This is a genomic window from Pseudomonas crudilactis, from assembly GCF_013433315.1.
Lineage (GTDB): Bacteria > Pseudomonadota > Gammaproteobacteria > Pseudomonadales > Pseudomonadaceae > Aquipseudomonas > Aquipseudomonas crudilactis.
Genome location: NZ_WXVV01000004.1, coordinates 63,184 through 88,302, shown reverse-complemented (window position 1 = coordinate 88,302; position 25,119 = coordinate 63,184). Strand labels below are relative to the sequence as shown.

Genomic DNA, 25,119 nt, shown 5'->3' with positions numbered 1-25,119 from the left:
CACGACGCCTTCGCGAGCAAGCTCGCTCCCACAATGGAGTGTGTGTAACCAGACGCTCTTGTTTTGGTTCTCATTATCATCTAATAATAAATCTCATTATCGGATGAGCCCCGGATCATGAGTTCTGCCTTGCACGAGCAGCCGTACCTCGAAAGCTGGCGCTGGATGAGTCGCCAGATCCGTTGCGCGATGGATCCCGATGAGCCGCGCCTGATCGAACATTACCTCGCCGAAGGCCGGTATCTGTCTTGTTGCACCGCGACCTCGCCTTGGACCATCGCTGAAACCTCCTTCCGTCTGCTGCTCGACACGGCCACTGACATCGCCTTGCCGTGGCACTGGCGGAGCATCTGCCTCGATCAAGCCTGGCGCCCGTTGCGTGAAATGGAGCGCCTGTCCCTGTGCAACTGCCGGCTCAATCGCTGGCAACGCTACACCTGGCAGCTCGCCACTTGCGAACTGCTTCCCTCGATTCCTCTCATTGAATTAGTCCAAGGATTTACCGATGACCAAGACACGTATTGAGCGCGACAGCATGGGCGAACTGCAGGTGCCGGTGGACGCTCTCTACGGCGCGCAAACCCAGCGCGCAGTGGATAACTTCCCGATCAGTGGCAAGCCGATGCCGACGCAATTCATCCGCGCGCTGATCCTCGCCAAAGCCGCCGCCGCTCGGGCCAACGTTGAGCTCAACCAGATCAGCGCCGCGCAGGGCAAAGCCATCAGCGATGCCGCCCAAGGCCTGCTCGAAGGCGATTTCATGCAGCATTTCCCGGTGGATATCTTCCAGACCGGCTCCGGCACCAGTTCCAACATGAACGCCAACGAAGTGATCGCGACTCTCGCCAGCCGCCTGCTCGGGGAGCCGGTCAACGCCAACGATCATGTCAACTGCGGCCAGAGTAGCAACGACATCATCCCGACCACCATCCACGTCAGTGCCGCACTGGCCCTGCACGAACAACTGCTGCCGGCGCTGCTGCACCTGGTGCAAGTGATCGAGCAAAAAGCCGGGCAGGTGCATCACCACGTCAAAACCGGCCGTACGCATTTGATGGACGCGATGCCAGTGCGCATGAGCCAGGTACTCAATGGCTGGGCGCAGCAGCTCAAGGCCAACATCGGCCACCTGCAGGATTTGCTGCCGAGCCTGCAATCGTTGGCGCAGGGCGGCACGGCGGTCGGCACCGGGATCAACGCACATCCTGAGTTCGCCGCTCGTTTCAGCCGTCAGTTGAGCCAACTGACCGACGTGCAATTCACCCCGGGCAAGGATCTGTTTGCGCTAATCGGCTCGCAGGACACCGCCGTCGCCGTCTCCGGCCAGCTCAAGGCCACCGCTGTGTCGCTGATGAAAGTCGCTAACGACCTGCGCTGGATGAACTCCGGCCCGCTCGCCGGTCTCGGCGAAATTGAACTCGAAGCTTTGCAGCCGGGCTCGTCGATCATGCCGGGCAAGGTCAATCCGGTGATCCCGGAAGCCACTGCCATGGTCGCCGCGCAAGTCATCGGTAACGATTCGGTGATCACTATCGCCGGCCAGTCGGGCAACTTCGAACTCAACGTGATGTTGCCGATCATCGCGCAGAACCTGTTGAGCAGCATCGAACTGCTGGCCAACTCCAGCCGCCTGCTCGGTGACAAAGCCATCGCCAGCTTCAAGGTCAATGAATCGCGCTTGAAAGAAGCGTTGTCGCGCAACCCGATTCTGGTCACCGCGCTCAACCCGATCATCGGTTACCAGAAGGCCGCCGAAATCGCCAAGCAGGCCTACAAAGAAGGCCGCGCGGTGATTGACGTTGCGCTGGAACACACCAATCTGTCGCGCAGCCAACTGGAAGAGTTGCTCAATCCCGAGAAACTCACCGCCGGCGGCGTGTAAACCCCGCAACCGCTTTGGAGGCTCACCATGGAGCACTGGAAACGCACGATCGAACGGGCCAATCGCTGCTTCATGCTCGGCGAACTGATCGACGCCCGTGAGGCTTACCTGCAGGCCCTGGCCCTGGCGCAAGTGTTGTTCGAACGCTGGGCGGATGCTGACGAAGCGGTGGCGGCCTGCGTCATCTCCCATCACAACCTGGCGGACTTGCACCTGCGCCTGAATCAGCCGGAGGAGAGCGCCGAATACCTCTGCGCTATTCATCAACGGCTGCTGCAGACCATGCAGGACGAACGTCAGCGCCTGGCATTGCGTGAAGCGGCGCTGCGCCAGAGCAGCAAGACCTACGTCGAGCTGCTGAATTTCATCAGCGAACACGGCGAATACCCGCGCACCCAGCGTCTGCTGCACCCGGATACCGGCAATGCGCGCCGCGCGCCTGCCCCACACCACCATGGAGTCCATTGAAATGGCTTTTACCTTGCCTGCCTTGCCTTACGCCTACGACGCTCTTGAGCCGCATATCGATGCGCAGACCATGGAGATTCACTACACCAAGCATCACCAGACTTACATCAACAACTTAAACGCCGCCGTAGAAGGCACTGAGTACGCTGAATGGCCGGTAGAAAAACTCGTCGCCAGTGTTCAGCAACTGCCGGAAAAACTGCGTGCGGCGGTGATCAATCAGGGCGGCGGTCACGCCAATCACTCGCTGTTCTGGGAAGTCATGGTGCCAAGCGGCGGCGGCAAACCGGACGGTGCACTGGCCAAGGCCATCGATGAGCAACTGGGCGGCCTCGACAGTTTCAAGGATGCCTTCACCAAAGCCGCGCTGACCCGCTTCGGCAGCGGCTGGGCCTGGCTCAGCGTGACCCCGCAGAAGAAGCTGATCGTGGAAAGCAGCGGCAATCAGGATAGCCCGTTGATGAATGGCAACACGCCGATCCTCGGTCTCGACGTCTGGGAGCACGCCTATTACCTGCGCTATCAGAACCGTCGCCCGGAATACATCAATGCGTTCTACAACGTGATCAATTGGCCTGAAGTGGCTGCGCGCTATCAGGCCGCACTGGTTTAAGTCTTCTATAAAAACAATCCAAGGCTGACTATGGGCACTGAGACACTGGCGATCGGAAGTGGGCGTATGTTTCGTTACGCAGTGGGATCGCTGTTGCTGTTGGCGGGCATGACCTTGCTGGTCGCTCACGGGCTGGAATGGTTGAATCTGCAGCCGAGGCTGTCGCGGGCGTTGCAGGGTGGCGCGATCTGCGCCCTCGGCACGGCGCTTGGCGCGGTGCCGGTGTTGGTGATTCGGCGCATGCCACAGGCACTCAACGATACCTTGCTGGGTTTTGGCGCCGGGGTGATGCTGGCGGCGACGGCGTTTTCGCTGATCGTGCCGGGCATCGCGGCCGCTGAAAGCCTCGGTCTGACTCCGTGGGGCGGCAGTGGCCTGATCTGTTTTGGCATCATGCTCGGAGCGTTCGGGCTGTATCTGGTTGATCGCAAGGTTTCCGGTGCGTCCCCGGAAATGCTTGTCGGCACTGTCGAACATCCGGTGATTCCGCCACGGATCTGGCTGTTCGTGTTCGCCATCATTGCCCATAACATCCCTGAAGGCATGGCTGTCGGCGTGTCTGCCGGCGGAGGCATGCCGGATGCTGACAGTCTGGTCATGGGCATCGCCTTGCAGGATGTGCCGGAAGGTCTGGTGATTGCGTTGGTGCTGGCCGGGGCAGGGATGTCGCGGGTCAAAGCGTTTTTGATCGGGGCGGCGTCAGGTCTGGTCGAGCCGGTATTTGCCCTGTTGTGTGCGTGGCTGGTCAGCCTGGCGCAGGTATTGTTGCCGTTAGGTCTGGCACTGGCGGCGGGGGCAATGTTGCTGGTGGTGACTCATGAAGTGATTCCCGAGTCGCGACGCAACGGTCACGACAAGCTGGCCAGCCTCGGGCTTCTGATCGGGTTTTGTCTGATGATGGTGATGGATACCGCGTTGGGGTAGTTCGGTTTCCTTTACCGGTGCTCAAGGGGGAGAGTATCCCCCCCGCCTCCAGTAGTCAGGATGACAGAGCCAGGTACACGTAGTTACCAATAACGCCGGCAGCGATACTTGCCAGGAATGAGAACGTGGCGAGGAGGTAATTCCGGCGAACCGCACTCAACTCCTTGTCTCGTAATTTTTCCGTTTCCTTGCTCAGTACCACATAGGACGGTTTGCCCTTGCCCGACAAGTAGAAACACCACATTGCGAGCAAGCCTGTCAGCAGAAGACTGACAACGCGATACAGGAAGCCGACCTGATTCGCCGAGTTTCTTGGATCAAGCGCTTTAAGGGCCAGATCAAGTTTCTCCCCGACCGAAGCAAGATCGGTCGTGGGTATTTGAGCCTGAACGGAATAAGTCGAAAAAACAGCTTCTATATGGCGTTCCTGAATCAATGTATTCATACCTTCCGGCAACATGGCCCCGGCCAGAAAAAGTACAAACGTCAGAAAGAACAAGGACGTCGAAAGGAGCGAGGTGAAACGATTGGGTTTTTCCATTGCAAGTTCAACTTGCTGGCCCAATATCGTATCGATGTCGTCACCCCAACTGCGTTCGGTGTGGTGGATTTTATAGGAGATGACACCCGGCTCGGATCTCGTGGACAGCAGCCACCTGATCGGGTCCATAGGTCCCGCGGCCTGTGGTGGAGTTGCTGCCGCGTAAAAAGTTATTTCCTGCTTTTCGGGAATGGACTTGTCGGGGAAATTAATCAGGTAGGTCCACGTAAGGCGAACCGCCACAGAAGTCATTTTCTTCGTTTCTGAGTAATGCAGAAACGAGTCCAGCGTTTCAAGGGTGCGCTTCTTTCCGTTCTTGAAAAATATTGAGCCCTTGAAAGCCGTCAGTGTGGAGTGATTCTGTCTGATCCGCTGGTCAAGGAGTGCATGAATATGCAAAAGCCATTCATGGTCAATATTGAAAATACCGTGCATCTCTCCTTCGATCGATTGTGGCTGGCCAAGTAGTCCAGAAATGAAACTGCTCAGTTTCTCGCGATCGACGGGCAGCGAAAGCAAGTTGCCATCGTCTGGCTCACTAATAACAATGCTGTAGGGATCTGTTGTCACTGCGAAAAGTCCTTTTTCTCATGGAGCGATCATTGCTCGGGAATGTGCTACGGGAGGATTACTGAAGCGAGCAGATGAGACGCACACTGTCCATGTTCATCGCCAAGGGCATCTGTTGTGGGATCAACTCAATCAACCGCCTTCATCGAAATAGTTGTTGATCAGCGCCACCAGCGAGTCCAGCGCTTCCTGTTCCTGATGGCCTTCGGTACTCAAATAGATCTTCGTGCCCTTGCCTGCGGCGAGCATCATCATCGCCATGATGCTTTTGCCATCAACGGTCGTTTCCGGCGTGCGGCCCACTCTGATCGTGCAATCCGGATACTGCCCGGCCACCCCGACGAACTTGGCCGATGCACGGGCATGCAGGCCCAGTTTGTTGATAATTTCGATTTCCAGAGCAGGCATCGCGGTGTGAATCCTTTAAGTGAGGTCGCGGTGGCGAACCTGGACGTTCTTCAGGGTTTTCTGCAGGGCCTGACCCAGGCGTTCGGTCAGGTAGACGGAGCGGTGATGCCCACCGGTGCAGCCAATGGCAATGGTGACATAGGCGCGGTTGCTGGCGGCAAAGCGCGGCAGCCATTTGTGCAGGTAGGTGAAAATGTCCTGGAACATTTCTTCGACCTCGGGCTGGGATGCCAGGTATTCGGCTACCGGTTCATCGAGACCGGATTGCGCGCGCAGTTCCGGCTTCCAGTACGGATTGGGCAGGCAGCGCACATCGAACACCAGATCCGCATCCACCGGCATGCCGCGCTTGAAGCCGAATGACTCGACCAGAAACGCCGTGCCCGGCTCCGGCTGGTTCAGCAGACGGAGCTTGATGGAGTCGCGCAGCTGATACAGGTTCAGATTGGTGGTGTTGATCTTCAGGTCCGCGAGGTCGGCAATCGGGCCGAGCAGGGCGGTTTCATCCTGGATCGCCTCGGCCAGCGAGCGGTTGGCATTGCTCAGCGGATGGCGACGGCGGGTTTCGGAAAAACGCTTGAGCAAGGTTTCTTCGTCGGCATCCAGATACAGGACGTCGCACTGGATGTGCTTGCTGCGCACATCTTCAAGCAGTTCGGGAAAGCGCGTCAGGTGGCTCGGCAGGTTGCGCGCATCGATCGATACGGCCACCAGCGGCTGCGCCAGTTCAGTGTGAATCAGCGCACGTTCGGCCAGTTCCGGCAGCAAGCCTGCCGGCAGGTTGTCGATGCAGTAGTAGCCGTTGTCCTCAAGGACATCCAATGCGGTACTTTTACCCGAGCCGGAACGGCCACTGACGATGATCAAGCGCATGATTACTGCCCGTTCTGCTCGTCCAGGACAACCTGATACAAGGCTTCGTTGCTCTGAGCGCTGCGCAGTTTTTCGCGTACATCCTTGCGATCGAGCATGCTGGCGATCTGACGCAGCAACTCCAGGTGCGCATCGGTTGCGGCTTCCGGGACAAGCAATACGAAAAGCAGGTCAACCGGGGCGCCGTCGATGGCGTCGAAATCGATCGGTGCATCAAGGTGCATCAGTGCACTGATGGGTGCTTCGCAACCCTTGAGGCGGCAATGGGGAATGGCGATGCCGTTACCAAAACCGGTGGAGCCGAGTTTTTCACGGGCAATCAATGCCTCGAAGACATCCTGCATGGCCAGATCCGGCACTTCTTTATGGATAAGGTTGGCAATTTGTTCGAGGGCTTTCTTTTTACTGCCGCCCGGCACGTTCACCAGGGAACGGCCGGGGGTCAGGATGTTTTCAAGTCGGATCATGGGTTAGGGGTGTTAACGACCGGTCGCGCCCTGGAGGAGGCTCTGGGTCTTTTCCTTATGCTTTTTGAGTTGGCGATCCAGCTTGTCGGTGAGTGAGTCGATCGCAGCGTACATATCAGTATCTTCTGCGTTGGCGACCACTTCGCTGCCGGGAATATGCAAGGTGGCTTCGATTTTCTGCTTCAGCTTTTCGACGCACATCGTGACTTGCACGTTGGTGATCTTGTCGAAATGTCGCTCCAGTCGTTGGAGTTTTTCCTCGATATAGGAACGCAGAGGTTGGGTCACTTCCAGTTGGTGTCCACTGATGTTGACTTGCATACAGCTTCTCCTTCGTTGCCAGTGCATAAAGCGGCAGGCTGGATAGCCTGCCACTGGAACGCTGTAACGTGGCTTACATCAACCGCTTGCGTTCGCTCGAAGGCGCGATCCCGAGGGATTCGCGGTACTTGGCGACGGTGCGGCGAGCCACCTGAATGCCTTGTGCCTCCAGTAAACCAGCGATCTTGCTGTCACTCAACGGCTTTTTCTGATTTTCCGCGGCAACCAGTTTTTTGATGATCGCGCGAATCGCCGTGGACGAGCATTCGCCGCCTTCAGAGGTGCTGACGTGGCTGGAGAAAAAGTATTTCAGTTCATAAATACCGCGCGGGGTATGCATGAATTTCTGCGTGGTCACCCGGGAAATCGTCGATTCGTGCATGCCCACGGCTTCGGCGATGTCATGCAGCACCAGCGGTTTCATGGCTTCGTCGCCGTACTCCAGAAAACCGCGCTGATGCTCGACGATCTGGGTGGCTACTTTCATCAGGGTTTCGTTGCGGCTCTGCAGGCTCTTGATGAACCAGCGAGCTTCCTGCAACTGATTGCGCATGAAAGTGTTGTCGGCGCTGGTGTCGGCGCGACGGACAAAACCGGCGTACTGGGCGTTGACGCGCAGGCGCGGCACCGATTCCTGGTTCAGCTCGACCAGCCAGCGCTCGTTGTCCTTGCGTACGATGACGTCAGGGACGACGTATTCGGCTTCAGTGGACTCGATCTGTGAGCCCGGACGCGGATTGAGGCTTTGCACCAGCTCGATGACCTGGCGCAACTCGTCTTCCTTGAGCTTCATGCGCCGCATCAACTGGCTGTAGTCGCGGCCGCCCAGCAGGTCGATGTAATCGCTGACCAGACGCTTGGCTTCAGCCAGCCAAGGCGTCTTGGCTGGCAGCTGGCGCAATTGCAGCAGCAGGCACTCGCCAAGGTTGCGGGCGCCGATGCCGGCCGGTTCAAACTGCTGGATGCGGTGCAGAACGGCTTCGATTTCGTCCAGTTCGATGTCCAGTTCCGGATCGAACGCTTCGAGGATTTCTTCGAGGGTTTCGTCCAGGTAGCCCTGATTGTTGATGCAGTCGATCAGGGTCACGGCGATCAGGCGATCAGTGTCGGACATCGGCGCGAGGTTCAGTTGCCACAGCAGGTGGCTTTGCAGGCTCTCGCCAGCGGAGGTGCGGGTGGTGAAGTCCCACTCGTCATCATCGCTGCTGGGCAGGCTGCTGGCGCTGGTCTGGTAAACGTCTTCCCAGGCCGTGTCGACCGGAAGCTCGTTGGGGATGCGTTCGTTCCATTCGCCGTCCTCGAGGTTGTCCACCGTCGGGGCGGTTTCCTGATAGGAAGGTTCCTGGATTTCAGTGGGTTTCTGTTCGGCGTTGTCGGCCATCGGATCGGAATTGTCGAAGTCGTCGCCTTCTTCTTGGCGTTCGAGCATCGGATTGGATTCCAGAGCCTCCTGGATTTCCTGTTGCAGATCCAGGGTCGACAATTGGAGCAGGCGGATGGCCTGTTGCAGCTGCGGTGTCATCGTCAGCTGCTGGCCCATTCTCAAGACTAGCGATGGTTTCATGGCAGGGGCTTAACACCTTATTCGCCGGCGCTATGCGCCATCCACTACAGGGCGCCGGGGCGCCAAACTTAAGCAAATTATATGCCTGAAACTGAAGTGTTTGCCTAGAGCGCTGTAACAATTAAAGCGTATTAAATCCTGCTTGAATCGAAACAGCGCCCGGGCGGCGCACCGGGCACTGTTACGCTTACAGGCGGAACTCGTGACCCAGATACACTTCCTTGACCAGATCGTTGGCCAGGATGGTTTCTGCATCGCCTTCAGCAATGAGCTGGCCATCGTTGACGATGTACGCGGTTTCGCAGATGTCCAGCGTCTCACGGACGTTGTGGTCGGTGATCAATACACCGATGCCCTTGGCCTTGAGGTGGTGGATGATCTGCTTGATGTCGCCGACCGAAATCGGGTCGACACCGGCGAACGGTTCGTCGAGCAGGATGAATTTCGGTGCCGTTGCCAGCGCGCGAGCGATTTCCACCCGGCGGCGTTCACCACCGGAAAGGCTCATGCCGAGGTTGTCGCGGATGTGGCTGATGTGGAATTCCTGCAGCAGGCTTTCCAGCTCCTTGCGGCGACCGGCCTTGTCGAGTTCCTGACGGGTCTCGAGGATGGCCATGATGTTGTCGGCCACCGACAGTTTGCGGAAGATCGACGCTTCTTGCGGCAGATAGCCGATGCCAGCCTTTGCACGGCCGTGCATTGGCTGATGGCTGACGTCCAGATCATCGATCAGCACGCGGCCCTGATCGGCCTGCACCAGGCCAACGATCATGTAGAAGCACGTGGTCTTGCCGGCACCGTTCGGGCCGAGCAGACCGACGATCTGGCCGCTGTCGATCGACAGGCTGACATCACGCACGACCTGGCGGCTTTTATAGGCCTTGGCCAGGTGCTGAGCTTTCAGAGTTGCCATTACTGGGTTTTCTCGTCGGTTTTCTTCTTCGGCTGGATCACCATGTCGATGCGCGGACGCGTCTCGGTGACCTTGCTGCCGGTAGCGCGGCCGGCGCTGGCCAGTTTCTTCACGGTGTCATAGACGATTTTCTCGCCCTGAGTGACGTTGCCGTCTTTGTCGACGACCTTGGCCTTGTCGATCAGCACGACGCGGTTTTGCTGGGCATGGTATTGAATCGTCACGCCGTAGCCTTGAACCGGTTTGGTATCGCCCTGGGTTTGCAACTGCTCGAAGTAAGCCAGGTTGCCCACGGAGGTCACTACGTCGATATCGCCATTCGGTGCGCGAGTCATGGTGACAGTGTTGCCTTTAACGATCATCGAGCCCTGGGTGATGATCACATCACCCTTATAGGTAGCGATGCCGTTCTTGTCATCCAGTTGGGCGTCGTCGGCCTGAATGCGGATAGGTTGCTGCTGATCGTTCGGCAGAGCCCAGGCGCTCACGCTTCCCAGTGCTGCGCCCAGACTGAGCAAAATAGGGAGGGTTTTAACGAGCCTCATACTGTCCTCTTACGTTCGATAGCAGGTGTATCCTGCTTTCCTTCAGGTACGCTTTCATTCCAACGCCAGTCGATACACCGCCAGCGCCGTCGATTCTAACGGGTTGCTCGGTCTGCGCATATTCCTGCTGCGGGAACACGGTCATGCGAGTGGAAGTGATCAGGATGTCACGCTTCTTTTCATCGGTGCGCGCAACGCGTACCGAGTCGATCAGTTCGACTTCGGTACCGCCTGAGTTCACTTCACCGCGCTCACTGGTCACGTGCCACGGAAATTCCGTTCCGCGATACATGTTCAGGTCGGGTTTGGTCACGAGCGTGACGTCGGTTGCCTTCACGTGCTCGGCTTTTTCGGAGGTCATTTCATACTGCACCTTGCCATCCGGCAGGTATTGCAGGGTATGCGTGTTGGTTGCATACCAGTCGATAGGTGTTTCCACCGAGGTGGCCGGTGGTTTGTCGAGAAAGCGTTCCGGGCTGATATTCCAATAGCCGACCGCTGCGAAAATCGCAGCGATGCAGCCGAACAGCAGGAAGTTACGAAATTTTTTGCTGAACATGGTTTGGCTCACAGGTACGCGGCGTTGGCCGCATCGAGGCGGCCCTGGGCGCGCAGGATCAATTCACAGAATTCGCGGGCGGCACCTTCGCCCCCGCGAGCCTGGGTAACGCCATGGGCGTGTTCGCGGACGAAATCGGCAGCGTTGGCCACGGCCATGCCCAGACCGACCCGGCGGATCACTGGCAGGTCGGGCAGGTCGTCACCGAGATAGGCGACCTGTTCATAGCTTAGGCCCAGTTGCTCAAGCAGGCCGTCGAGAACGACCAATTTGTCTTCGCGTCCCTGAAACAGGTGCGGGATGCCGAGGTTTTTCGCCCGGCGTTCGACCACTGGCGTCTTGCGGCCACTGATGATGGCGGTCTGTACGCCAGCGTTCATCAGCATCTTGATGCCCTGACCATCGAGGGTGTTGAAGGTCTTGAATTCGCTGCCGTCTTCAAGGAAGTACAGGCGACCGTCGGTGAGAACGCCGTCGACGTCGAACACCGCCAGTTTGATCGCTTTGCCGCGTTGCAGCAGATCGTTGCTCATTACATCACTCCTGCGCGCAGCAGATCGGAGAGGTTGAAGGCGCCGACCGGGCGATCATCTTCATCCACAACGACCAGTGCGTTGATTCGGTGGTCTTCCATGATTTTCAGGGCTTCGGCGGCAAGCATTTCGGGCCGGGCAGTCTTGCCGTGGGCCGTCATCACCTGGTCGATAGTGGCGCTACGGATATCAATGCTGCGATCCAGGGTCCGGCGCAAATCGCCGTCGGTGAAGATCCCGGCCAGTTTGCCATCGGCTTCGAGGATGACGGTCATGCCCAGACCTTTGCGGGTCATTTCCATCAGCGCGTCCTTGAGCAGCGTACCGCGTTGTACTTGCGGCAACTCCTGTCCGGCGTGCATGACGTTTTCCACTTTCAACAGCAGGCGACGGCCAAGGGCGCCACCCGGATGGGAAAAGGCAAAATCTTCTGCGGTAAAGCCGCGGGCTTCCAGCAGCGCCACGGCCAGCGCATCCCCCATGACCAGGGCCGCAGTGGTCGACGAGGTCGGCGCCAGGTTCAGCGGGCAAGCCTCATGCTCGACGTGAACGTTGAGATTGACCTCGGCAGCCTTGGCCAGCGGCGATTGCGGGTTGCCGGTGACGCTGATCAGCTGGATGCCCAGGCGTTTGATCAGCGGCAGCAGGGTGACGATTTCGTTGGTCGAGCCGGAGTTCGACAGAGCGAGGATCACGTCATCACGGGTGATCATGCCCATGTCGCCATGACTGGCTTCGGCCGGGTGCACGAAAAAAGCCGGGGTGCCGGTGCTGGCCAGGGTCGCGGCAATCTTGTTGCCGATGTGCCCGGATTTGCCCATGCCGACCACGACTACACGGCCTTTGCTGGCCAGAATCATCTCGCAAGCGCGTACGAAATCGGCGTCGATATGGGGCAGCAAGCCTTGTACGGCCTCCACTTCGAGTTGGATGGTGCGTTGTGCCGATTGAATCAGGTCGCTGGATTGGCTCATGTCAGAAATCGTATAGCCCGATGAAAAGGCGGCGATTATAGCGGTTATGTTGCAAAGCCTCACGCAAGTTCGTCGTGCTTTGTCATTCCTCGTTACCAAAACCCGGAAAAATACCCCGCAGACCTGTCATATCGCCGAACACCGGCAGGCACAAGCCTTGGGCGCTTGGCCTTTGCAGTGATATAGTTCGCCGCCAGTTCGGCCTGCCCGGGATGTACGTGCTTTTTAAATAAAGCCAGGCGTCCGAGTGAGAGGCTGCATCGCAAGGAGTTTAGATGAGTGCCGATAACGCCTACGCGGTCGAGCTGAAGGGAGTCTCCTTCAAGCGCGGTGCGCGCAGCATTTTCAATAACGTCGATATTCGCATCCCGCGCGGCAAGGTCACCGGTATCATGGGACCTTCCGGGTGCGGCAAGACCACGCTGTTGCGGTTGATGGGCGCCCAGTTGCGCCCGGCCAGCGGCGAAGTCTGGGTCAACGGTCAGAACCTGCCGGCGCTGTCGCGCAGCGATCTGTTCGATGCGCGCAAGCACATGGGTGTGCTGTTTCAGAGCGGTGCGCTGTTCACCGATCTCGATGTCTTCGAGAACGTCGCCTTTCCCCTGCGCGTTCATACCGAGTTGCCGGAAGAAATGATCCGCGACATCGTCCTGCTCAAATTGCAGGCGGTAGGTTTGCGCGGTGCCATCGAGCTGATGCCGGACGAGCTGTCCGGCGGCATGAAGCGTCGCGTGGCGCTGGCCCGGGCCATTGCGCTGGATCCGCAGATCCTCATGTACGACGAGCCGTTCGTCGGCCAGGACCCGATCGCCATGGGCGTGCTGGTGCGCCTGATCCGCCTGCTTAACGATGCGCTGGGGATCACCAGTATCGTCGTCTCCCATGATCTGGCCGAAACCGCGAGCATTGCCGACTACATCTATGTGGTGGGTGATGGTCAGGTATTGGGGCAGGGCACGCCGGACGAATTGATGAACTCGGACGAGCCGCGTATCCGTCAGTTCATGACCGGCGATCCCGATGGTCCGGTGCCGTACCATTTTCCAGCGACGGATTACCGCGCAGATCTTCTGGGGAAGCGCTGATGCGCAGAATTTCATTAATAGAACGCGTGCGCCGGTTCGGCGAAGCGGCGATCGATGCCGTTGCGGTGTTTGGTCGGGCCACGTTGTTCCTGTTTCATGCCCTGCTGGGGCGTGGCGGGATCAGTGGCGGGTTCGGTCTGCTGGTCAAGCAGTTGCATTCGGTCGGCGTCATGTCGCTGGTGATCATCGTGGTCTCCGGTATCTTTATCGGCATGGTGTTGGCGTTGCAGGGCTTCAGCATTCTGTCGAGCTACGGTTCGGAGCAGGCGGTGGGGCAGATGGTTGCGCTGACGCTGCTGCGTGAGCTCGGCCCGGTGGTGACAGCGCTGTTGTTCGCCGGTCGTGCCGGTTCGGCGCTGACCGCAGAAATCGGCAACATGAAGTCCACCGAACAGCTTTCCAGCCTGGAAATGATCGGTGTCGATCCGCTCAAATACATTATTGCCCCGCGCCTATGGGCCGGTTTCATTTCTCTGCCGGTGCTGGCGATGATTTTCAGCGTGGTGGGTATCTGGGGCGGTTCGTGGGTGGCTGTCGACTGGCTGGGTGTGTATGAAGGCTCTTATTGGGCGAACATGCAGAACAGCGTTAATTTCACCAGTGATGTGCTCAATGGCGTGATCAAAAGTATTGTTTTCGCCTTTGTCGTGACCTGGATTGCCGTATTCCAAGGCTATGACTGTGAGCCCACTTCCGAGGGCATCAGTCGAGCCACCACCAAGACCGTGGTGTTTGCCTCGCTGGCAGTGCTCGGCCTGGACTTTATTCTGACTGCTTTGATGTTTGGAGATTTCTGATGCAAAACCGCACCCTGGAAATCGGTGTCGGCCTGTTCCTGCTGGCAGGGATACTGGCTTTGTTGCTGCTTGCCTTGCGCGTCAGTGGCCTGTCTCCGACGTCGACCACCGATACCTATAAACTCTACGCCTACTTCGACAATATCGCCGGTTTGACGGTCAGAGCCAAAGTGACCATGGCCGGTGTAACCATCGGCAAGGTCACGGCCATCGATCTGGATCGCGACAGCTTCACCGGTCGGGTGACCCTGCAAGTGGACAAAAAAGTCGACAATCTGCCGACCGACTCCACAGCGTCTATCCTGACCGCTGGTCTGCTGGGCGAGAAGTACATCGGGATCAGCGTCGGTGGGGAAGACAAGCCGCTGAAGGATGGCGGAACCATTCACGACACGCAGTCGTCTCTGGTACTGGAAGACCTGATAGGTAAATTCCTGCTCAATACCGTTAGCAAAGACGCCAAATGAGGAGCTTTTGAATGATCTCTACCTTGCGACGTGGCCTGTTGGTGTTGCTCGCGGCATTGCCGCTGATGGCTAACGCTGCGACTCAATCCGCGCATGATCTGGTTCAGGACACCACCAACCGGATGCTTGCCGACCTGTCGGCCAACAAAGAGAAGTACAAGCAGGATCCGCAGGATTTCTACACTGCTCTGAACACCATCGTAGGTCCGGTGGTAGATGCTGAAGGCATTTCCAAAAGCATCATGACGGTCAAATATTCGCGCAAGGCCACGCCGGCGCAGATGCAGACCTTCCAGGAAAACTTCAAGAAAGGCCTGTTCCAGTTCTATGGCAATGCCTTGCTTGAGTACAACAACCAGGGAATCACCGTTGATCCTGCCAAGGATGAGTCGGGCGACCGCACCAGTGTCGGCATGACCGTCAGAGGCAGCAACGGCGCGATCTATCCTGTGCAGTACACGCTGGAGAAGATCAACGGCGAGTGGAAGCTGCGCAACGTGATCATCAACGGCATCAACATCGGCAAGCTGTTCCGTGACCAGTTCGCTGACGCGATGCAGCGTAACGGCAATGATCTGGACAAGACCATCAACAACTGGGCAGGTGAAGTGGCCAAGGCCAAGCAAACCACCGAGCAAGCAGCCGAGAAGCCGGCGCAATGAATGAGGCGGCAGTTCGTATGAGTGATGTCGACGAGCTCCAGCTCAGCGGAGTGCTGGACTATCGCACCGGCCCTGACTTGCGCAAGGAAGGTCAGGCGCTGATCAAGTCCAGCAAGGCGTCTTCGTTGATCATCGATTGCTCGGCCGTAAAGAAGTCCAGCAGCGTTGGCTTGTCCCTGTTGCTGTGCTTCATGCGCGATGCCAAAGAGGCCGGCAAGGCCGTCAGCATCCGCGCGATGCCCGAAGACATGCGCGAAATTGCTCAGGTCAGTGAACTGACCGAACTGTTGGCGCACCCCTGAACCCACATCATAAAGAAGCCCCCCGTCAGAGTCCTGCCATGCGGGGTTCGCAGGCGCGGGGCTTTTTTGTATGATGTCCGACCCGTGCGCACAGGGCGCCGATTGAGGTTGAGCATGCAGGCCGTAGAAGTGAAGAGCTTCCTTGAAGGAAAGCTGCCCGGAACGTTGGTAGAAGTTGAGGGCGAAGGCTGCAATTTCCAGCTGAACGTGATTAGCGATGAACTGGCGGCGTTGAGCCCGGTGAAGCGTCAGCAGCAGATCTATGCCCATTTGAACCCATGGATCACCGATGGCAGCATCCATGCGGTCACTATGAAATTTTTCAGCAGCGCGGCCTGGGCCGAGCGCACCTGAGCCTAAGGGCGTCGAGATTCTTATGGATAAATTGATTATTACCGGTGGCGCTCGTCTTGATGGCGAGATCCGCATTTCCGGCGCAAAAAACTCCGCCCTGCCGATCCTGGCGGCCACGCTGCTGTGCGATGGCCCGGTGACCGTTGGCAACCTGCCGCACCTGCACGACATCACCACCATGATCGAGCTGTTCGGTCGCATGGGCATTGAGCCGGTGATCGACGAGAAACTCAGCGTCGAAATCGACCCGCGCACCATCAAGACCCTGATCGCTCCGTACGAACTGGTGAAAACCATGCGTGCGTCGATCCTGGTACTGGGCCCGATGGTTGCCCGTTTCGGTGAAGCCGAAGTCGCACTGCCTGGCGGTTGCGCCATCGGTTCGCGTCCGGTTGACCTGCACATCCGTGGCCTCGAAGCCATGGGTGCGGTGATTGACGTCGAAGGCGGTTACATCAAGGCCAAGGCGCCTGAAGGTGGCCTGCGCGGTGCAAGCTTCTTCTTCGATACCGTCAGTGTGACCGGTACCGAGAACATCATGATGGCCGCTGCTCTGGCCAAGGGCCGCAGCGTGTTGCAGAACGCCGCTCGCGAACCTGAAGTGGTTGACCTGGCGAACTTCCTCAACGCCATGGGCGCCAAGGTTTCCGGCGCTGGCACCGACACCATCACCATCGATGGCGTCGAGCGCCTGGGTTCGGCTTTCTATAAGGTCATGCCTGACCGTATCGAAACCGGCACCTACCTGGTCGCCGCTGCCGTGACCGGTGGCCGCGTCAAGGTCAAGGACACCGATCCGACCATCCTCGAAGCCGTGCTGGAAAAGCTTCGTGAAGCCGGTGCAGAAATCACCTGCGGTGAAGACTGGATCGAGCTGAACATGCACGGCAAACGTCCGAAAGCGGTCAACGTGCGCACTGCGCCGTACCCGGCTTTCCCGACTGACATGCAGGCGCAGTTCATCTCGCTCAACGCCATTGCCGAAGGCACCGGTGCGGTGATCGAGACGATCTTCGAAAACCGTTTCATGCACGTGTACGAACTGCACCGCATGGGCGCCAAGATCCAGGTTGAAGGCAACACTGCCATCGTTACCGGGACCGAAGTCCTCAAGGGCGCGCCAGTCATGGCCACCGACCTGCGTGCTTCGGCCAGCCTGGTGATCTCGGCACTGGTTGCCGAAGGCGATACCCTGATCGACCGCATCTACCACATCGACCGTGGTTACGAGTGCATCGAAGAAAAACTGCAGATGCTGGGCGCCAAGATCCGTCGCGTCCCGGGCTGATTGCTGCATTGGGACACAGGGATGTGTCCACTGAATTCGTTTTGAGTCGAGCCGGTTTCCGGCGCGATGTGTGTCCGGCGCCGATTGCGACCGGACATGAGTACCTTGATAAGGACTGACGTTTCCCATGTTGACCATCGCACTGTCCAAGGGCCGCATCCTTGACGACACCCTGCCGCTTCTTGCTGAAGCGGGCATCGTGCCGACCGAGAATCCGGACAAGAGCCGCAAGCTGATCATTCCCACGACCCAGGACGACGTTCGTCTGCTGATCGTGCGCGCCACTGATGTGCCGACCTATGTCGAGCATGGCGCGGCCGACCTTGGCGTTGCCGGTAAAGACGTGCTGATGGAATACACCGGCCAGGGTCTGTACGAACCACTGGACCTGCAAATTGCTCAGTGCAAACTGATGACCGCCGGCAAGATCGGCGCGCCCGAGCCCAAGGGCCGTCTGCGCGTGGCGACCAAGTTCGTCAACGTCGCCAAGCGTTACTACGCCGAGCAGGGCCGTCAGGTCGACATCATCAAACTGTACGGCTCGATGGAACTGGCGCCGCTGATCGGTCTCGCTGACAAGATCATCGACGTGGTCGACACCGGCAACACCCTGCGCGCCAACGGTCTGGAACCTCAGGAACTGATCGCCACGATCAGCTCGCGCCTGGTGGTCAACAAGGCTTCGATGAAAATGCAACACGCCCGAATCCAGGCGTTGATCGATACCCTGCGCAATGCAGTGGAATCGCGACACCGCGGCTGATTCACCCGCGCGACGTTAAGTCGCGCCCGTCTATCCGCCTCATAGCCAGAATTCTCAGGTGCCCAAGCGGAAACGACTGCTAAGTTAGGGCGCCTGAGTTTTTGCCATTCCTATGAGGCTCTCGCTATGACCGCACCGACTGCAATTCGCCGACTCAACGCTGCTGACCCGGATTTCGCGCATCATCTGGATCATCTGCTGAGCTGGGAAAGTGTGTCTGACGACTCGGTCAATCAGCGCGTGCTGGACATCATCAAGGCTGTGCGTGAGCGCGGCGACGCGGCGCTGGTCGAGTTCACCCAGAAGTTCGACGGCCTCGAAGTCGCTTCGATGGCCGACCTGATCCTGCCGCGCGAGCGCCTGGAACTGGCGCTGACGCGCATCACCGTGGCACAGCGCGAAGCACTGGAAAAAGCCGCCGCCCGCGTGCGCAGCTACCACGAAAAACAGAAGCAGGATTCCTGGAGCTACACCGAAGCCGACGGCACCGTACTCGGCCAGAAGGTCACGCCGCTGGATCGCGCCGGCCTGTATGTGCCGGGCGGCAAGGCGTCGTACCCGTCGTCGGTGTTGATGAACGCGATTCCGGCCAAGGTCGCCGGTGTGACCGAAGTGGTCATGGTTGTGCCGACCCCGCGCGGTGAAATCAACGAGCTTGTGCTGGCGGCGGCGTGCATCGCCGGCGTTGACCGCGTGTTCACCATCGGTGGTGCGCAAGCTGTCGCGGCTCTGGCCTACGGCACCGAAAGCGTGCCGAAAGTCGATAAGGTGGTTGGCCCGGGCAACATCTATGTCGCCACCGCCAAGCGCCACGTGTTCGGTCAGGTCGGCATCGACATGATCGCCGGCCCTTCGGAAATCCTCGTGGTGTGCGATGGCCAGACCGATCCGGACTGGATCGCCATGGACCTGTTCTCGCAAGCCGAGCACGACGAAGACGCGCAGGCGATTCTGGTCAGCCCGGACGCCGAGTTCCTCGACAAGGTCGCCGCGAGCATCGATAAATTGCTGCCGACCATGGACCGCGCGACCATCATCGAAACCTCGATCAATGGCCGCGGTGCGCTGATTCACGTGAAGGACATGGCGCAAGCGATCGAAGTCGCCAACCGCATTGCCCCGGAACACTTGGAGCTTTCGGTCGCTGACCCGCAAGCCTGGCTGCCGCAGATCCGCCACGCTGGCGCGATCTTCATGGGCCGTCACACCTCGGAAGCACTGGGCGACTATTGCGCAGGCCCGAACCACGTATTGCCGACTTCCGGTACCGCACGATTCTCCTCGCCGCTGGGTGTGTATGACTTCCAGAAGCGTTCGTCGATCATCTTCTGCTCTGAAGCCGGCGCTTCCGAGCTGGGCAAGACTGCATCGGTACTGGCCCGTGGCGAATCGCTGAGCGCGCACGCGCGCAGCGCCGAATACCGCATCAAAGACGAACAGAAGGGGAACTGAAAAATGAGTAAATTCTGGAGCCCGTTCGTCAAGGATCTGGTGCCGTACGTGCCGGGTGAACAGCCGAAGCTGACCAAACTGGTCAAGCTCAACACCAATGAAAACCCCTACGGCCCATCGCCAAAAGCCTTGGCGGCGATGCAAGTCGAACTCAACGACAACCTGCGTCTGTACCCGGATCCGAACAGTGATCTGCTGAAAACTGCGGTCGCCAACTATTACGGCGTGCAGAGCAATCAGGTCTTTCTGGGCAACGGTTCGGACGAAGTGCTCGCGCATATTTTCCACGGTTTGCTGCAACACGATCAGCCGCTGCTGTTCCCGGACATCAGCTACAGCTTCTATCCGGTTTACTGCGGTTTGTACGGTATCGAGTTTGATGCGGTGCCGCTGGACGCGCAGTTCCAGATCAATCCGGCCGACTACGCCAAGCCGAACGGCGGGATCATTTTCCCGAATCCGAATGCTCCGACCGGTTGCCTGTTGGCGCTGGACGCGGTTGAGCAGATCCTCAAGGCCAGCCCGGATTCGGTGGTCGTGGTGGACGAGGCTTACATCGACTTTGGTGGCGAGACAGCGATCAGTCTGGTGAACCGTTATCCGAACCTGCTGGTGACGCAGACTTTGTCCAAGTCGCGCTCTTTGGCGGGTTTGCGCGTTGGTTTCGCGGTCGGCCATCCCGATCTCATCGAGGCGCTGGAGCGGATCAAGAACAGCTTCAACTCTTATCCACTGGATCGTCTGGCGATTGTCGGTGCGGCAGCGGCGTTCGAAGATCGTGAGTATTTCGACAAGACCTGCCGCTTGGTCATCGAGAGCCGTGAGTGGGTGATTGCGCAGTTGCAGGCCAAAGGATTTGAAGTGCTGCCGTCGGCGGCGAACTTCATTTTCGCCCGGCATCCGCAGCATGATGCGGCGGGGCTGGCGGCCAAATTGCGTGAGCAGGGTGTGATCGTGCGCCACTTCAAGCAGGAGCGGATTGCGCAGTTCCTGCGGATTTCGATTGGCACGCCGGAGCAGAATCAGGCGTTGATCGAGGGGCTTGGCGATCTATAAAAGCAAAAGCCCCTCACCCTAGCCCTCTCCCAGAGGGAGAGGGGACTGATTGGGGGATATTGCAGAGTAACGCCGATGTGAAAGTGCTGTACCGAATCCATAATCGACTCGGTCTTTCAGGTCGATGTACTTCGCAAGACAACTCGGTCGACCCCCTCTCCCAGAGGGAGAGGGGACTGATTGGGGGATATTGCAGAGTAACGCCGATGTGAAAGTGCTGTACCGAATCCATAATCGACTCGGTCTTTCAGGTCGATCTACTTCGCCCGACAACTCGGTCGGCCCCCTCTCCCAGAGGGAGAGGGGACTGATTGGGGGATATTGCAGAGTAACGCCGACGTGAAAGTGCTGTACCGAATCCATAATCGACTCGGTCTTTCAGGTCGATGTACTTCGCAAGACAACTCGGTCGACCCCCTCTCCCAGAGGGAGAGGGGGCTGATTGAGGGATATTGCAGAGTAACGCCGACGTGAAAGTGCTGTACCGAATCCATAATCGACTCGGTCTTTCAGGTCGATGTACCTCACAAGACAACTCGGTCGGCTCCCTCTCCCTCCGGGAGAGGGCTGGGGTGAGGGTGCGCTTTTACTCGTGATGCGCTTCGCCAAGGAATGTCAGCGAACTGAACAACCCACGACTATCCACATCAGCGCTGCCCTTCACCGGCACCTCAACCTGTGCCGCAATCACATTCAACCCTTCATTCCTAACCAACACCTGCGCCCGACCATCCTTGTCAGTCTCGGTACTCAACGTGTTCGGCGCACTGCGGTAATCGCCAATCAACTTCACCCCCGCCGCCGGTTTGCCATCGAGCAACACCCGCACTGGCAATGACTTGCCCGGCCCAACGCTCAACGGGTCGACCTCCGGCAAAATCAGCAACTTGATCTGATCGAGCTTGGGCAATTTCGCCCCTGGCTGATAAATCGCCAGGCTGTATTTAAACGTCTCGGTTGCCTCAACGGCGCCCGGCACTTTGCTGCGACCTTGGTTGATCCACTTCTTGTCAGCCGTTTGCGACCACATGCCATTGTTCAGCGCCACCGCCATCACCGCAGGCGACTTCAGCGGCTTCAAACGTGCGTGATCAGCCAGACGTTCAACGCTGACCGGAATCATCTTGCCGCCCGCATCGTAGGCCCATGCGCCGCTGATTTTCTGTGCCTTGAACGCATTGTCCTCAGCGCCGTGACCGTAGACCACTTCGATATTGCCGCGGCGTTGTTCCGTCCACAGGCCATGAGCCGAGACCTGGCCTGCGAACAGCGCGGCGATGAGCACAAAGGTTTTGCCGAATTGCATGGTGACGTCCTTTTACAGGTTGAGTGTCAGGCTGACGGTGAAATTGCGCGGCTCGCCGGGGTTGACCCAGTAGTTGCTGTAGGAGCGCTCGTAATACTTTTCGTCGAAGACGTTATTGAGGTTCAGGCCGACAGTGACGTTGTCGCTGGCCTTGTAGTGCGCCAGCAAGTCGACGGTCTGGTAGGCCGGCAACTCGAAGTCGCTGCCGGATTCGCCTGAGCGATCACCGACATAGGTGAACGCGGCGCCGACGTCCGAGCCGCGCAAATGGCCATCCTGGAACTCATAAACCCCGAGCAGGCTGCCGCTGCGTTTGGCCACGCCGAGGATGCGACTGCCGGTGGGAATCACTGCGTCGCCCTGGGTCACTTCTGCGTCGATGTAAGCGAAGGCACCAATCAGCCGTACAGCATCGGTAACCTGTCCGGTGACTTGCAGATCGAAACCACGACTGCGCGCCTTGCCCATCGCCCGGCTGGTGTCGGTGGCAGGATCGAGGGCGAGGACGTTTTCCTTGTCGATGTGGAAGAAGGCGAGGGTGCTGCTCAGGCGTTCGTCGAACAGCTCGTTCTTGATCCCGACTTCGTAGCCGACGCCTTCTTCCGGGTCGAAGGATTTGCCGGACGCGTCGAGGCCATTGTTCGGTTTGAACGAGGTCGAGGCGTTGGCGAACAGCCCGGTGTTCGGCGTCAGTTGATAAAGCAGGCCGGCGCGTTGGGTGAGGGCGTCGTGGCGCTGGTTGCTCGTGGCGTTGCGACTGTGATCATCGATGTGCTGATCGAAATGCTCGAAGCGCGCACCGATCATCCCGCGCAATTTGTCGGTGAAGACGATCTGATCCTGCAGGTTCAGTGCATGACTTTCGACCTGTTCGAAGAAGTCAGTACCCGAGCGCGCGCCGTTGGGTTTCGACTGGCCGTAGACCGGGTTATAGATGTCGATGGCGTACGGGCCGCCAGCAATCGTGGTGACGCGCTCGTTCTTGCGGAAGTTTTCGTATTCGCTGCCGATCAGCAGTTCGTGCTGCCACGGGCCGAGGTCGAACAGACCGCGCAGTTCCAGTTGGGTGATGCTGTCATGCCAGTTGGTATCGCGTTCGCGATAGCGTCGGTTGACCGTGTGCCCGTCGGCGTTCAGCGCTCGTTGTTCCGAGGCGTCGCCCCAGAGTTTGCCTTCCTTGTAATGGCTGGCCAGGCGCAGCTTCCAGCTGTCATTGAGATGATGTTCGAGGGTCGCCTGCAGCAGGTTGTTGTGGTTGTCGATGTTGCCGTCGTTGGGTTCGCCGAGGAAAGTCGAGCGCGAAACACCGCTCCATTTATTGTTGGGCGCGACGATGCCGCGATCGAACGTGGAGCTGTGACGGACGATTTCGCTTTCCACCAACAGCGACGTGTCCGGGTTCAATTGCCAACTGATCGACGGCGCGACGAACACACGTTTGCTGTCAACGTGATCGCGAAAACTGTTGTTGTCTTCGACCGCGAGGTTGATCCGCGAAAGCACATCACCTTGTTTATCGAGTGGCGTGTTGACGTCCAGTGCAGTGCGATAGCGGTCCCAACTGCCGGCGCTGGTTTGCAACGTGGTGAAGGCTTCGGGCTGCGGCTTCTTGGTGACGATGTTCACCGTGCCGCCGGGATCACCTCGACCATAGAGGCTGGCAGCCGGGCCTTTGAGCACTTCGATGCGCTCGATGTTGGCCGCATCCGGTGTGCTCGGATAACCCCGGTTAGCACTGAAGCCGTCCTTGTAGAACTCCGAGGTGGTGAAGCCGCGCACGCTGTACTCGTAAAGCGTCAGGCCGCCGAAGTTGTTTTGCTTGGATACGCCACCGGCGAAATCCAGCGCGCGTTCGACACTGGTGCTGCCCAGATCCTTGAGCACGCTCGCAGGCACTACGCTGATCGCTTGCGGGATATCGCGGATCGCGGTGTCGGTTTTGGTCGCGCTGGACGAGCGGGTGGCGCGGTAGCCCTTGACCGGGCCGGTCGGCGATTCGTAGTCGGAGATGACGCTGATGGCGTCGAGTTCGAGGGGTTTGGGTTCTTCGGCGAAGGCTGGGTCGACCAGCAGACCAAGGCTCAGGCCGAGCAGTGAAGCCTTTGTTCGAGACGACATGTTATGTTGTTCCAATTCTTAGAATTGAAACAATATAACATGCCTTTTGAGAATGTCTTTTATCTGCGCGTTCCGCGCGAGAAAAGTTTTATTCTTCTTTTTCTTTCACCGGCGCCGGTGGTGGGCGCAGGCCGATTTCAGCGGTGAGCTTGATCTCTTTACCGTTGCGCATCACCTGAATCGTCACTTTGTCGGTCGGTTTGATCCGTGCAACCTGGTTCATCGAACGACGGCCATCACCCGCAGGCTCGCCATCGATGCTCAGAATCACGTCACCCAATTGCAGGCCCGCCTTCTGCGCCGGGCCATCACGGAAGATCCCCGCCACAACAATCCCCGGGCGCCCGGAGAGGCCAAACGACTCAGCCAGTTCCTGCGTCAGCGGCTGCACTTCAATGCCCAGCCAGCCACGAATCACCTGACCGTGCTCGATGATCGACTTCATCACTTCCATCGCCAGTTTCACCGGGATGGCAAAGCCAATGCCCTGCGAACCGCCGGACTTGGAGAAGATCGCCGTGTTGATGCCGGTGAGATTGCCGTTGGCATCTACCAGCGCGCCGCCGGAGTTGCCCGGGTTGATCGCCGCGTCGGTCTGGATGAAGTCTTCGTAGTTGTTCAGGCCCAACTGATTACGCCCGGTGGCGCTGATGATGCCCATGGTCACGGTCTGGCCGACGCCGAACGGGTTGCCGATCGCCAGCGCGACGTCGCCGATACGAATGTTGTCCGAGCGGCCGACGGTGATCGCCGGCAGGGTTTTCAGATCGATCTTCAACACCGCGAGGTCGGTTTCCGGATCGCTGCCGATGACGCGGGCGAGGGTTTCGCGACCGTCCTTCAATGCCACGACGATCTGATCAGCGCCGCTGGTCACGTGGTTGTTGGTCAGGATGTAGCCTTCCGGGCTCATGATCACGCCGGAGCCGAGGCTCGATTCCATGCGTTTCTGCTTGGGCGAGTTGTCACCGAAGAAACGGCGGAACTGCGGATCTTCAAACAGTGGATGCGCCGGTTTGTTGATGACTTTGGTGGTGTAGAGGTTGACCACCGAAGGCGCTGCAATAGTCACCGCATCCGCATAGGACACCGGCCCCTGCTGCACGCTGGTGGTTTGCGGGGCCTGTTGCAGGTTGACGTCGAGGCTCGGCAAGCCGACCCATTGCGGGTAACGCTGAATAATCAACAGAGCGATAAGCACGCCGGCCAACAGCGGCCAGCCCATAAAACGCAGCGCCTTGAACATTAAGCACGTCCTGGAAAAGTTGCAGGCGGGGTCAGACCGCCCATAATGTCGCGCATTATACGAGGCCG

Annotated in this window: 29 protein-coding genes; 15 read left to right on the top strand and 14 right to left on the bottom strand. The window is 58.6% G+C overall.

Translation table 11 applies throughout. The features are described 5' to 3' along the window. Positions 1 to 117 precede the first annotated feature (117 nt). The 5 genes from GTU76_RS06135 to GTU76_RS06115 are packed head-to-tail and all read left to right on the top strand — an operon-like array spanning position 118 to position 3,887. The gene (locus GTU76_RS06135) at positions 118 to 525 is read left to right on the top strand and encodes a hypothetical protein (RefSeq protein WP_016984164.1); all 408 of its coding nucleotides are present in this window, start codon (positions 118 to 120) and stop codon (positions 523 to 525) included. Beyond that, positions 506 to 1,882, top strand: a complete 1,377-nt coding sequence (locus GTU76_RS06130; RefSeq protein WP_016984163.1) for a class II fumarate hydratase — start codon at positions 506 to 508, stop codon at positions 1,880 to 1,882. The genes GTU76_RS06135 and GTU76_RS06130 overlap by 20 nt, the downstream gene beginning before the upstream one ends. Positions 1,883 to 1,909: 27 nt before the next feature. Further along, positions 1,910 to 2,350: a hypothetical protein gene (locus GTU76_RS06125; protein ID WP_016984162.1), complete on the top strand. Its 441-nt coding sequence runs from the start codon at positions 1,910 to 1,912 to the stop codon at positions 2,348 to 2,350. Position 2,351: 1 nt separating this feature from the next. Next, entirely contained in the window at positions 2,352 to 2,963 is a 612-nt protein-coding gene (locus tag GTU76_RS06120) for a superoxide dismutase (RefSeq protein WP_026000533.1), read from the top strand. Between the two features lie 30 nt (positions 2,964 to 2,993). Continuing rightward, the gene (locus GTU76_RS06115; protein ID WP_180698252.1) at positions 2,994 to 3,887 is read left to right on the top strand and encodes a ZIP family metal transporter; all 894 of its coding nucleotides are present in this window, start codon (positions 2,994 to 2,996) and stop codon (positions 3,885 to 3,887) included. 55 nt (positions 3,888 to 3,942) lie between these two features. Here GTU76_RS06115 and GTU76_RS06110 read toward each other — a convergent pair whose 3' ends face one another. The 11 genes from GTU76_RS06110 to GTU76_RS06060 all read right to left on the bottom strand — a co-directional run bounded on the left by GTU76_RS06110 (position 3,943) and on the right by GTU76_RS06060 (position 12,155). Beyond that, the gene (locus GTU76_RS06110; protein ID WP_016984159.1) at positions 3,943 to 4,998 is read right to left on the bottom strand and encodes a hypothetical protein; all 1,056 of its coding nucleotides are present in this window, start codon (positions 4,996 to 4,998) and stop codon (positions 3,943 to 3,945) included. A gap of 132 nt (positions 4,999 to 5,130) precedes the next feature. Then, complete coding sequence (locus tag GTU76_RS06105) at positions 5,131 to 5,406, bottom strand: HPr family phosphocarrier protein (protein ID WP_016984158.1); 276 nt, start codon at positions 5,404 to 5,406, stop codon at positions 5,131 to 5,133. Between the two features lie 15 nt (positions 5,407 to 5,421). Then, positions 5,422 to 6,279, bottom strand: a complete 858-nt coding sequence (rapZ, locus tag GTU76_RS06100; protein WP_016984157.1) for an RNase adapter RapZ — start codon at positions 6,277 to 6,279, stop codon at positions 5,422 to 5,424. Positions 6,280 to 6,281: 2 nt separating this feature from the next. Further along, positions 6,282 to 6,746, bottom strand: coding sequence for a PTS IIA-like nitrogen regulatory protein PtsN (gene ptsN, locus GTU76_RS06095; RefSeq protein WP_016984156.1), 465 nt, complete (start codon positions 6,744 to 6,746; stop codon positions 6,282 to 6,284). A 12-nt stretch (positions 6,747 to 6,758) separates the two neighbouring features. Continuing rightward, complete coding sequence (gene hpf, locus GTU76_RS06090; protein WP_007912419.1) at positions 6,759 to 7,067, bottom strand: ribosome hibernation-promoting factor, HPF/YfiA family; 309 nt, start codon at positions 7,065 to 7,067, stop codon at positions 6,759 to 6,761. A 73-nt stretch (positions 7,068 to 7,140) separates the two neighbouring features. Next, complete coding sequence (locus GTU76_RS06085; RefSeq protein ID WP_016984155.1) at positions 7,141 to 8,631, bottom strand: RNA polymerase factor sigma-54; 1,491 nt, start codon at positions 8,629 to 8,631, stop codon at positions 7,141 to 7,143. 187 nt (positions 8,632 to 8,818) lie between these two features. Next, complete coding sequence (lptB, locus tag GTU76_RS06080; RefSeq protein WP_008085069.1) at positions 8,819 to 9,544, bottom strand: LPS export ABC transporter ATP-binding protein; 726 nt, start codon at positions 9,542 to 9,544, stop codon at positions 8,819 to 8,821. Continuing rightward, complete coding sequence (lptA, locus tag GTU76_RS06075; protein WP_016984154.1) at positions 9,544 to 10,089, bottom strand: lipopolysaccharide transport periplasmic protein LptA; 546 nt, start codon at positions 10,087 to 10,089, stop codon at positions 9,544 to 9,546. The genes lptB and lptA overlap by 1 nt, the downstream gene beginning before the upstream one ends. Then, a complete protein-coding gene (gene lptC / locus GTU76_RS06070; protein WP_016984153.1) occupies positions 10,076 to 10,648 on the bottom strand; it encodes an LPS export ABC transporter periplasmic protein LptC in 573 nt (190 codons plus the stop codon). The genes lptA and lptC overlap by 14 nt, the downstream gene beginning before the upstream one ends. Before the next feature lie 8 nt (positions 10,649 to 10,656). Continuing rightward, positions 10,657 to 11,181: a KdsC family phosphatase gene (locus GTU76_RS06065; protein WP_016984152.1), complete on the bottom strand. Its 525-nt coding sequence runs from the start codon at positions 11,179 to 11,181 to the stop codon at positions 10,657 to 10,659. Further along, a complete protein-coding gene (locus GTU76_RS06060) occupies positions 11,181 to 12,155 on the bottom strand; it encodes a KpsF/GutQ family sugar-phosphate isomerase (protein WP_175555334.1) in 975 nt (324 codons plus the stop codon). Before GTU76_RS06060 ends, GTU76_RS06065 begins: the two co-directional genes overlap by 1 nt. Positions 12,156 to 12,430: 275 nt before the next feature. Here GTU76_RS06060 and GTU76_RS06055 point away from each other — a divergent pair, with 275 nt between their 5' ends. The 10 genes from GTU76_RS06055 to hisC all read left to right on the top strand — a co-directional run bounded on the left by GTU76_RS06055 (position 12,431) and on the right by hisC (position 20,381). Continuing rightward, positions 12,431 to 13,240 (top strand): ATP-binding cassette domain-containing protein, encoded by an 810-nt coding sequence (locus GTU76_RS06055; RefSeq protein WP_016984150.1) that lies wholly within the window; start codon positions 12,431 to 12,433, stop codon positions 13,238 to 13,240. After that, positions 13,240 to 14,037, top strand: a complete 798-nt coding sequence (mlaE, locus tag GTU76_RS06050) for a lipid asymmetry maintenance ABC transporter permease subunit MlaE (protein ID WP_003221704.1) — start codon at positions 13,240 to 13,242, stop codon at positions 14,035 to 14,037. The genes GTU76_RS06055 and mlaE overlap by 1 nt, the downstream gene beginning before the upstream one ends. Next, entirely contained in the window at positions 14,037 to 14,504 is a 468-nt protein-coding gene (gene mlaD, locus GTU76_RS06045) for an outer membrane lipid asymmetry maintenance protein MlaD (RefSeq protein ID WP_007912400.1), read from the top strand. The genes mlaE and mlaD overlap by 1 nt, the downstream gene beginning before the upstream one ends. Positions 14,505 to 14,515: 11 nt before the next feature. Continuing rightward, positions 14,516 to 15,166, top strand: coding sequence for an MlaC/ttg2D family ABC transporter substrate-binding protein (locus GTU76_RS06040; protein ID WP_016984149.1), 651 nt, complete (start codon positions 14,516 to 14,518; stop codon positions 15,164 to 15,166). Continuing rightward, the gene (locus GTU76_RS06035) at positions 15,163 to 15,468 is read left to right on the top strand and encodes an STAS domain-containing protein (protein ID WP_016984148.1); all 306 of its coding nucleotides are present in this window, start codon (positions 15,163 to 15,165) and stop codon (positions 15,466 to 15,468) included. Before GTU76_RS06040 ends, GTU76_RS06035 begins: the two co-directional genes overlap by 4 nt. A 114-nt stretch (positions 15,469 to 15,582) precedes the next feature. Beyond that, positions 15,583 to 15,822 carry a BolA family protein gene (locus tag GTU76_RS06030; protein WP_007912386.1) on the top strand — a complete coding sequence of 80 codons (240 nt, stop codon included), beginning with the start codon at positions 15,583 to 15,585 and terminating at the stop codon, positions 15,820 to 15,822. 22 nt (positions 15,823 to 15,844) lie between these two features. Further along, positions 15,845 to 17,110: a UDP-N-acetylglucosamine 1-carboxyvinyltransferase gene (gene murA, locus GTU76_RS06025; protein WP_016984147.1), complete on the top strand. Its 1,266-nt coding sequence runs from the start codon at positions 15,845 to 15,847 to the stop codon at positions 17,108 to 17,110. Between the two features lie 127 nt (positions 17,111 to 17,237). Then, positions 17,238 to 17,873, top strand: coding sequence for an ATP phosphoribosyltransferase (gene hisG / locus GTU76_RS06020; RefSeq protein ID WP_007912384.1), 636 nt, complete (start codon positions 17,238 to 17,240; stop codon positions 17,871 to 17,873). Between the two features lie 126 nt (positions 17,874 to 17,999). Further along, positions 18,000 to 19,325: a histidinol dehydrogenase gene (hisD, locus tag GTU76_RS06015; protein WP_175555331.1), complete on the top strand. Its 1,326-nt coding sequence runs from the start codon at positions 18,000 to 18,002 to the stop codon at positions 19,323 to 19,325. A 3-nt stretch (positions 19,326 to 19,328) separates the two neighbouring features. Then, a complete protein-coding gene (gene hisC / locus GTU76_RS06010; protein WP_016984145.1) occupies positions 19,329 to 20,381 on the top strand; it encodes a histidinol-phosphate transaminase in 1,053 nt (350 codons plus the stop codon). Between the two features lie 586 nt (positions 20,382 to 20,967). On the opposite strand, the gene GTU76_RS06005 is transcribed toward hisC, so the two are convergent. The 3 genes from GTU76_RS06005 to algW all read right to left on the bottom strand — a co-directional run bounded on the left by GTU76_RS06005 (position 20,968) and on the right by algW (position 25,051). Next, positions 20,968 to 21,687: a DUF4198 domain-containing protein gene (locus GTU76_RS06005; RefSeq protein WP_180698251.1), complete on the bottom strand. Its 720-nt coding sequence runs from the start codon at positions 21,685 to 21,687 to the stop codon at positions 20,968 to 20,970. A 12-nt stretch (positions 21,688 to 21,699) separates the two neighbouring features. Then, positions 21,700 to 23,805 carry a TonB-dependent siderophore receptor gene (locus GTU76_RS06000; RefSeq protein WP_016987038.1) on the bottom strand — a complete coding sequence of 702 codons (2,106 nt, stop codon included), beginning with the start codon at positions 23,803 to 23,805 and terminating at the stop codon, positions 21,700 to 21,702. A gap of 88 nt (positions 23,806 to 23,893) precedes the next feature. Then, positions 23,894 to 25,051: a Do family serine endopeptidase AlgW gene (algW, locus tag GTU76_RS05995; protein ID WP_016987037.1), complete on the bottom strand. Its 1,158-nt coding sequence runs from the start codon at positions 25,049 to 25,051 to the stop codon at positions 23,894 to 23,896. Positions 25,052 to 25,119 lie beyond the last annotated feature (68 nt).

Coding starts and splice junctions, on each gene's coding strand:
- GTU76_RS06135 (WP_016984164.1), top strand. CDS start 118: ATGAGTTCTGCCTTGCACGAGCAGCCGTACCTCGAAAGCTGGCGCTGG.
- GTU76_RS06130 (WP_016984163.1), top strand. CDS start 506: ATGACCAAGACACGTATTGAGCGCGACAGCATGGGCGAACTGCAGGTG.
- GTU76_RS06125 (WP_016984162.1), top strand. CDS start 1,910: ATGGAGCACTGGAAACGCACGATCGAACGGGCCAATCGCTGCTTCATG.
- GTU76_RS06120 (WP_026000533.1), top strand. CDS start 2,352: ATGGCTTTTACCTTGCCTGCCTTGCCTTACGCCTACGACGCTCTTGAG.
- GTU76_RS06115 (WP_180698252.1), top strand. CDS start 2,994: ATGGGCACTGAGACACTGGCGATCGGAAGTGGGCGTATGTTTCGTTAC.
- GTU76_RS06105 (WP_016984158.1), bottom strand. CDS start 5,406: ATGCCTGCTCTGGAAATCGAAATTATCAACAAACTGGGCCTGCATGCC.
- rapZ (WP_016984157.1), bottom strand. CDS start 6,279: ATGCGCTTGATCATCGTCAGTGGCCGTTCCGGCTCGGGTAAAAGTACC.
- ptsN (WP_016984156.1), bottom strand. CDS start 6,746: ATGATCCGACTTGAAAACATCCTGACCCCCGGCCGTTCCCTGGTGAAC.
- hpf (WP_007912419.1), bottom strand. CDS start 7,067: ATGCAAGTCAACATCAGTGGACACCAACTGGAAGTGACCCAACCTCTG.
- GTU76_RS06085 (WP_016984155.1), bottom strand. CDS start 8,631: ATGAAACCATCGCTAGTCTTGAGAATGGGCCAGCAGCTGACGATGACA.
- lptB (WP_008085069.1), bottom strand. CDS start 9,544: ATGGCAACTCTGAAAGCTCAGCACCTGGCCAAGGCCTATAAAAGCCGC.
- lptA (WP_016984154.1), bottom strand. CDS start 10,089: ATGAGGCTCGTTAAAACCCTCCCTATTTTGCTCAGTCTGGGCGCAGCA.
- lptC (WP_016984153.1), bottom strand. CDS start 10,648: ATGTTCAGCAAAAAATTTCGTAACTTCCTGCTGTTCGGCTGCATCGCT.
- GTU76_RS06065 (WP_016984152.1), bottom strand. CDS start 11,181: ATGAGCAACGATCTGCTGCAACGCGGCAAAGCGATCAAACTGGCGGTG.
- GTU76_RS06060 (WP_175555334.1), bottom strand. CDS start 12,155: ATGAGCCAATCCAGCGACCTGATTCAATCGGCACAACGCACCATCCAA.
- GTU76_RS06055 (WP_016984150.1), top strand. CDS start 12,431: ATGAGTGCCGATAACGCCTACGCGGTCGAGCTGAAGGGAGTCTCCTTC.
- mlaE (WP_003221704.1), top strand. CDS start 13,240: ATGCGCAGAATTTCATTAATAGAACGCGTGCGCCGGTTCGGCGAAGCG.
- mlaD (WP_007912400.1), top strand. CDS start 14,037: ATGCAAAACCGCACCCTGGAAATCGGTGTCGGCCTGTTCCTGCTGGCA.
- GTU76_RS06040 (WP_016984149.1), top strand. CDS start 14,516: ATGATCTCTACCTTGCGACGTGGCCTGTTGGTGTTGCTCGCGGCATTG.
- GTU76_RS06035 (WP_016984148.1), top strand. CDS start 15,163: ATGAATGAGGCGGCAGTTCGTATGAGTGATGTCGACGAGCTCCAGCTC.
- GTU76_RS06030 (WP_007912386.1), top strand. CDS start 15,583: ATGCAGGCCGTAGAAGTGAAGAGCTTCCTTGAAGGAAAGCTGCCCGGA.
- murA (WP_016984147.1), top strand. CDS start 15,845: ATGGATAAATTGATTATTACCGGTGGCGCTCGTCTTGATGGCGAGATC.
- hisG (WP_007912384.1), top strand. CDS start 17,238: ATGTTGACCATCGCACTGTCCAAGGGCCGCATCCTTGACGACACCCTG.
- hisD (WP_175555331.1), top strand. CDS start 18,000: ATGACCGCACCGACTGCAATTCGCCGACTCAACGCTGCTGACCCGGAT.
- hisC (WP_016984145.1), top strand. CDS start 19,329: ATGAGTAAATTCTGGAGCCCGTTCGTCAAGGATCTGGTGCCGTACGTG.
- GTU76_RS06005 (WP_180698251.1), bottom strand. CDS start 21,687: ATGCAATTCGGCAAAACCTTTGTGCTCATCGCCGCGCTGTTCGCAGGC.
- GTU76_RS06000 (WP_016987038.1), bottom strand. CDS start 23,805: ATGTCGTCTCGAACAAAGGCTTCACTGCTCGGCCTGAGCCTTGGTCTG.
- algW (WP_016987037.1), bottom strand. CDS start 25,051: ATGTTCAAGGCGCTGCGTTTTATGGGCTGGCCGCTGTTGGCCGGCGTG.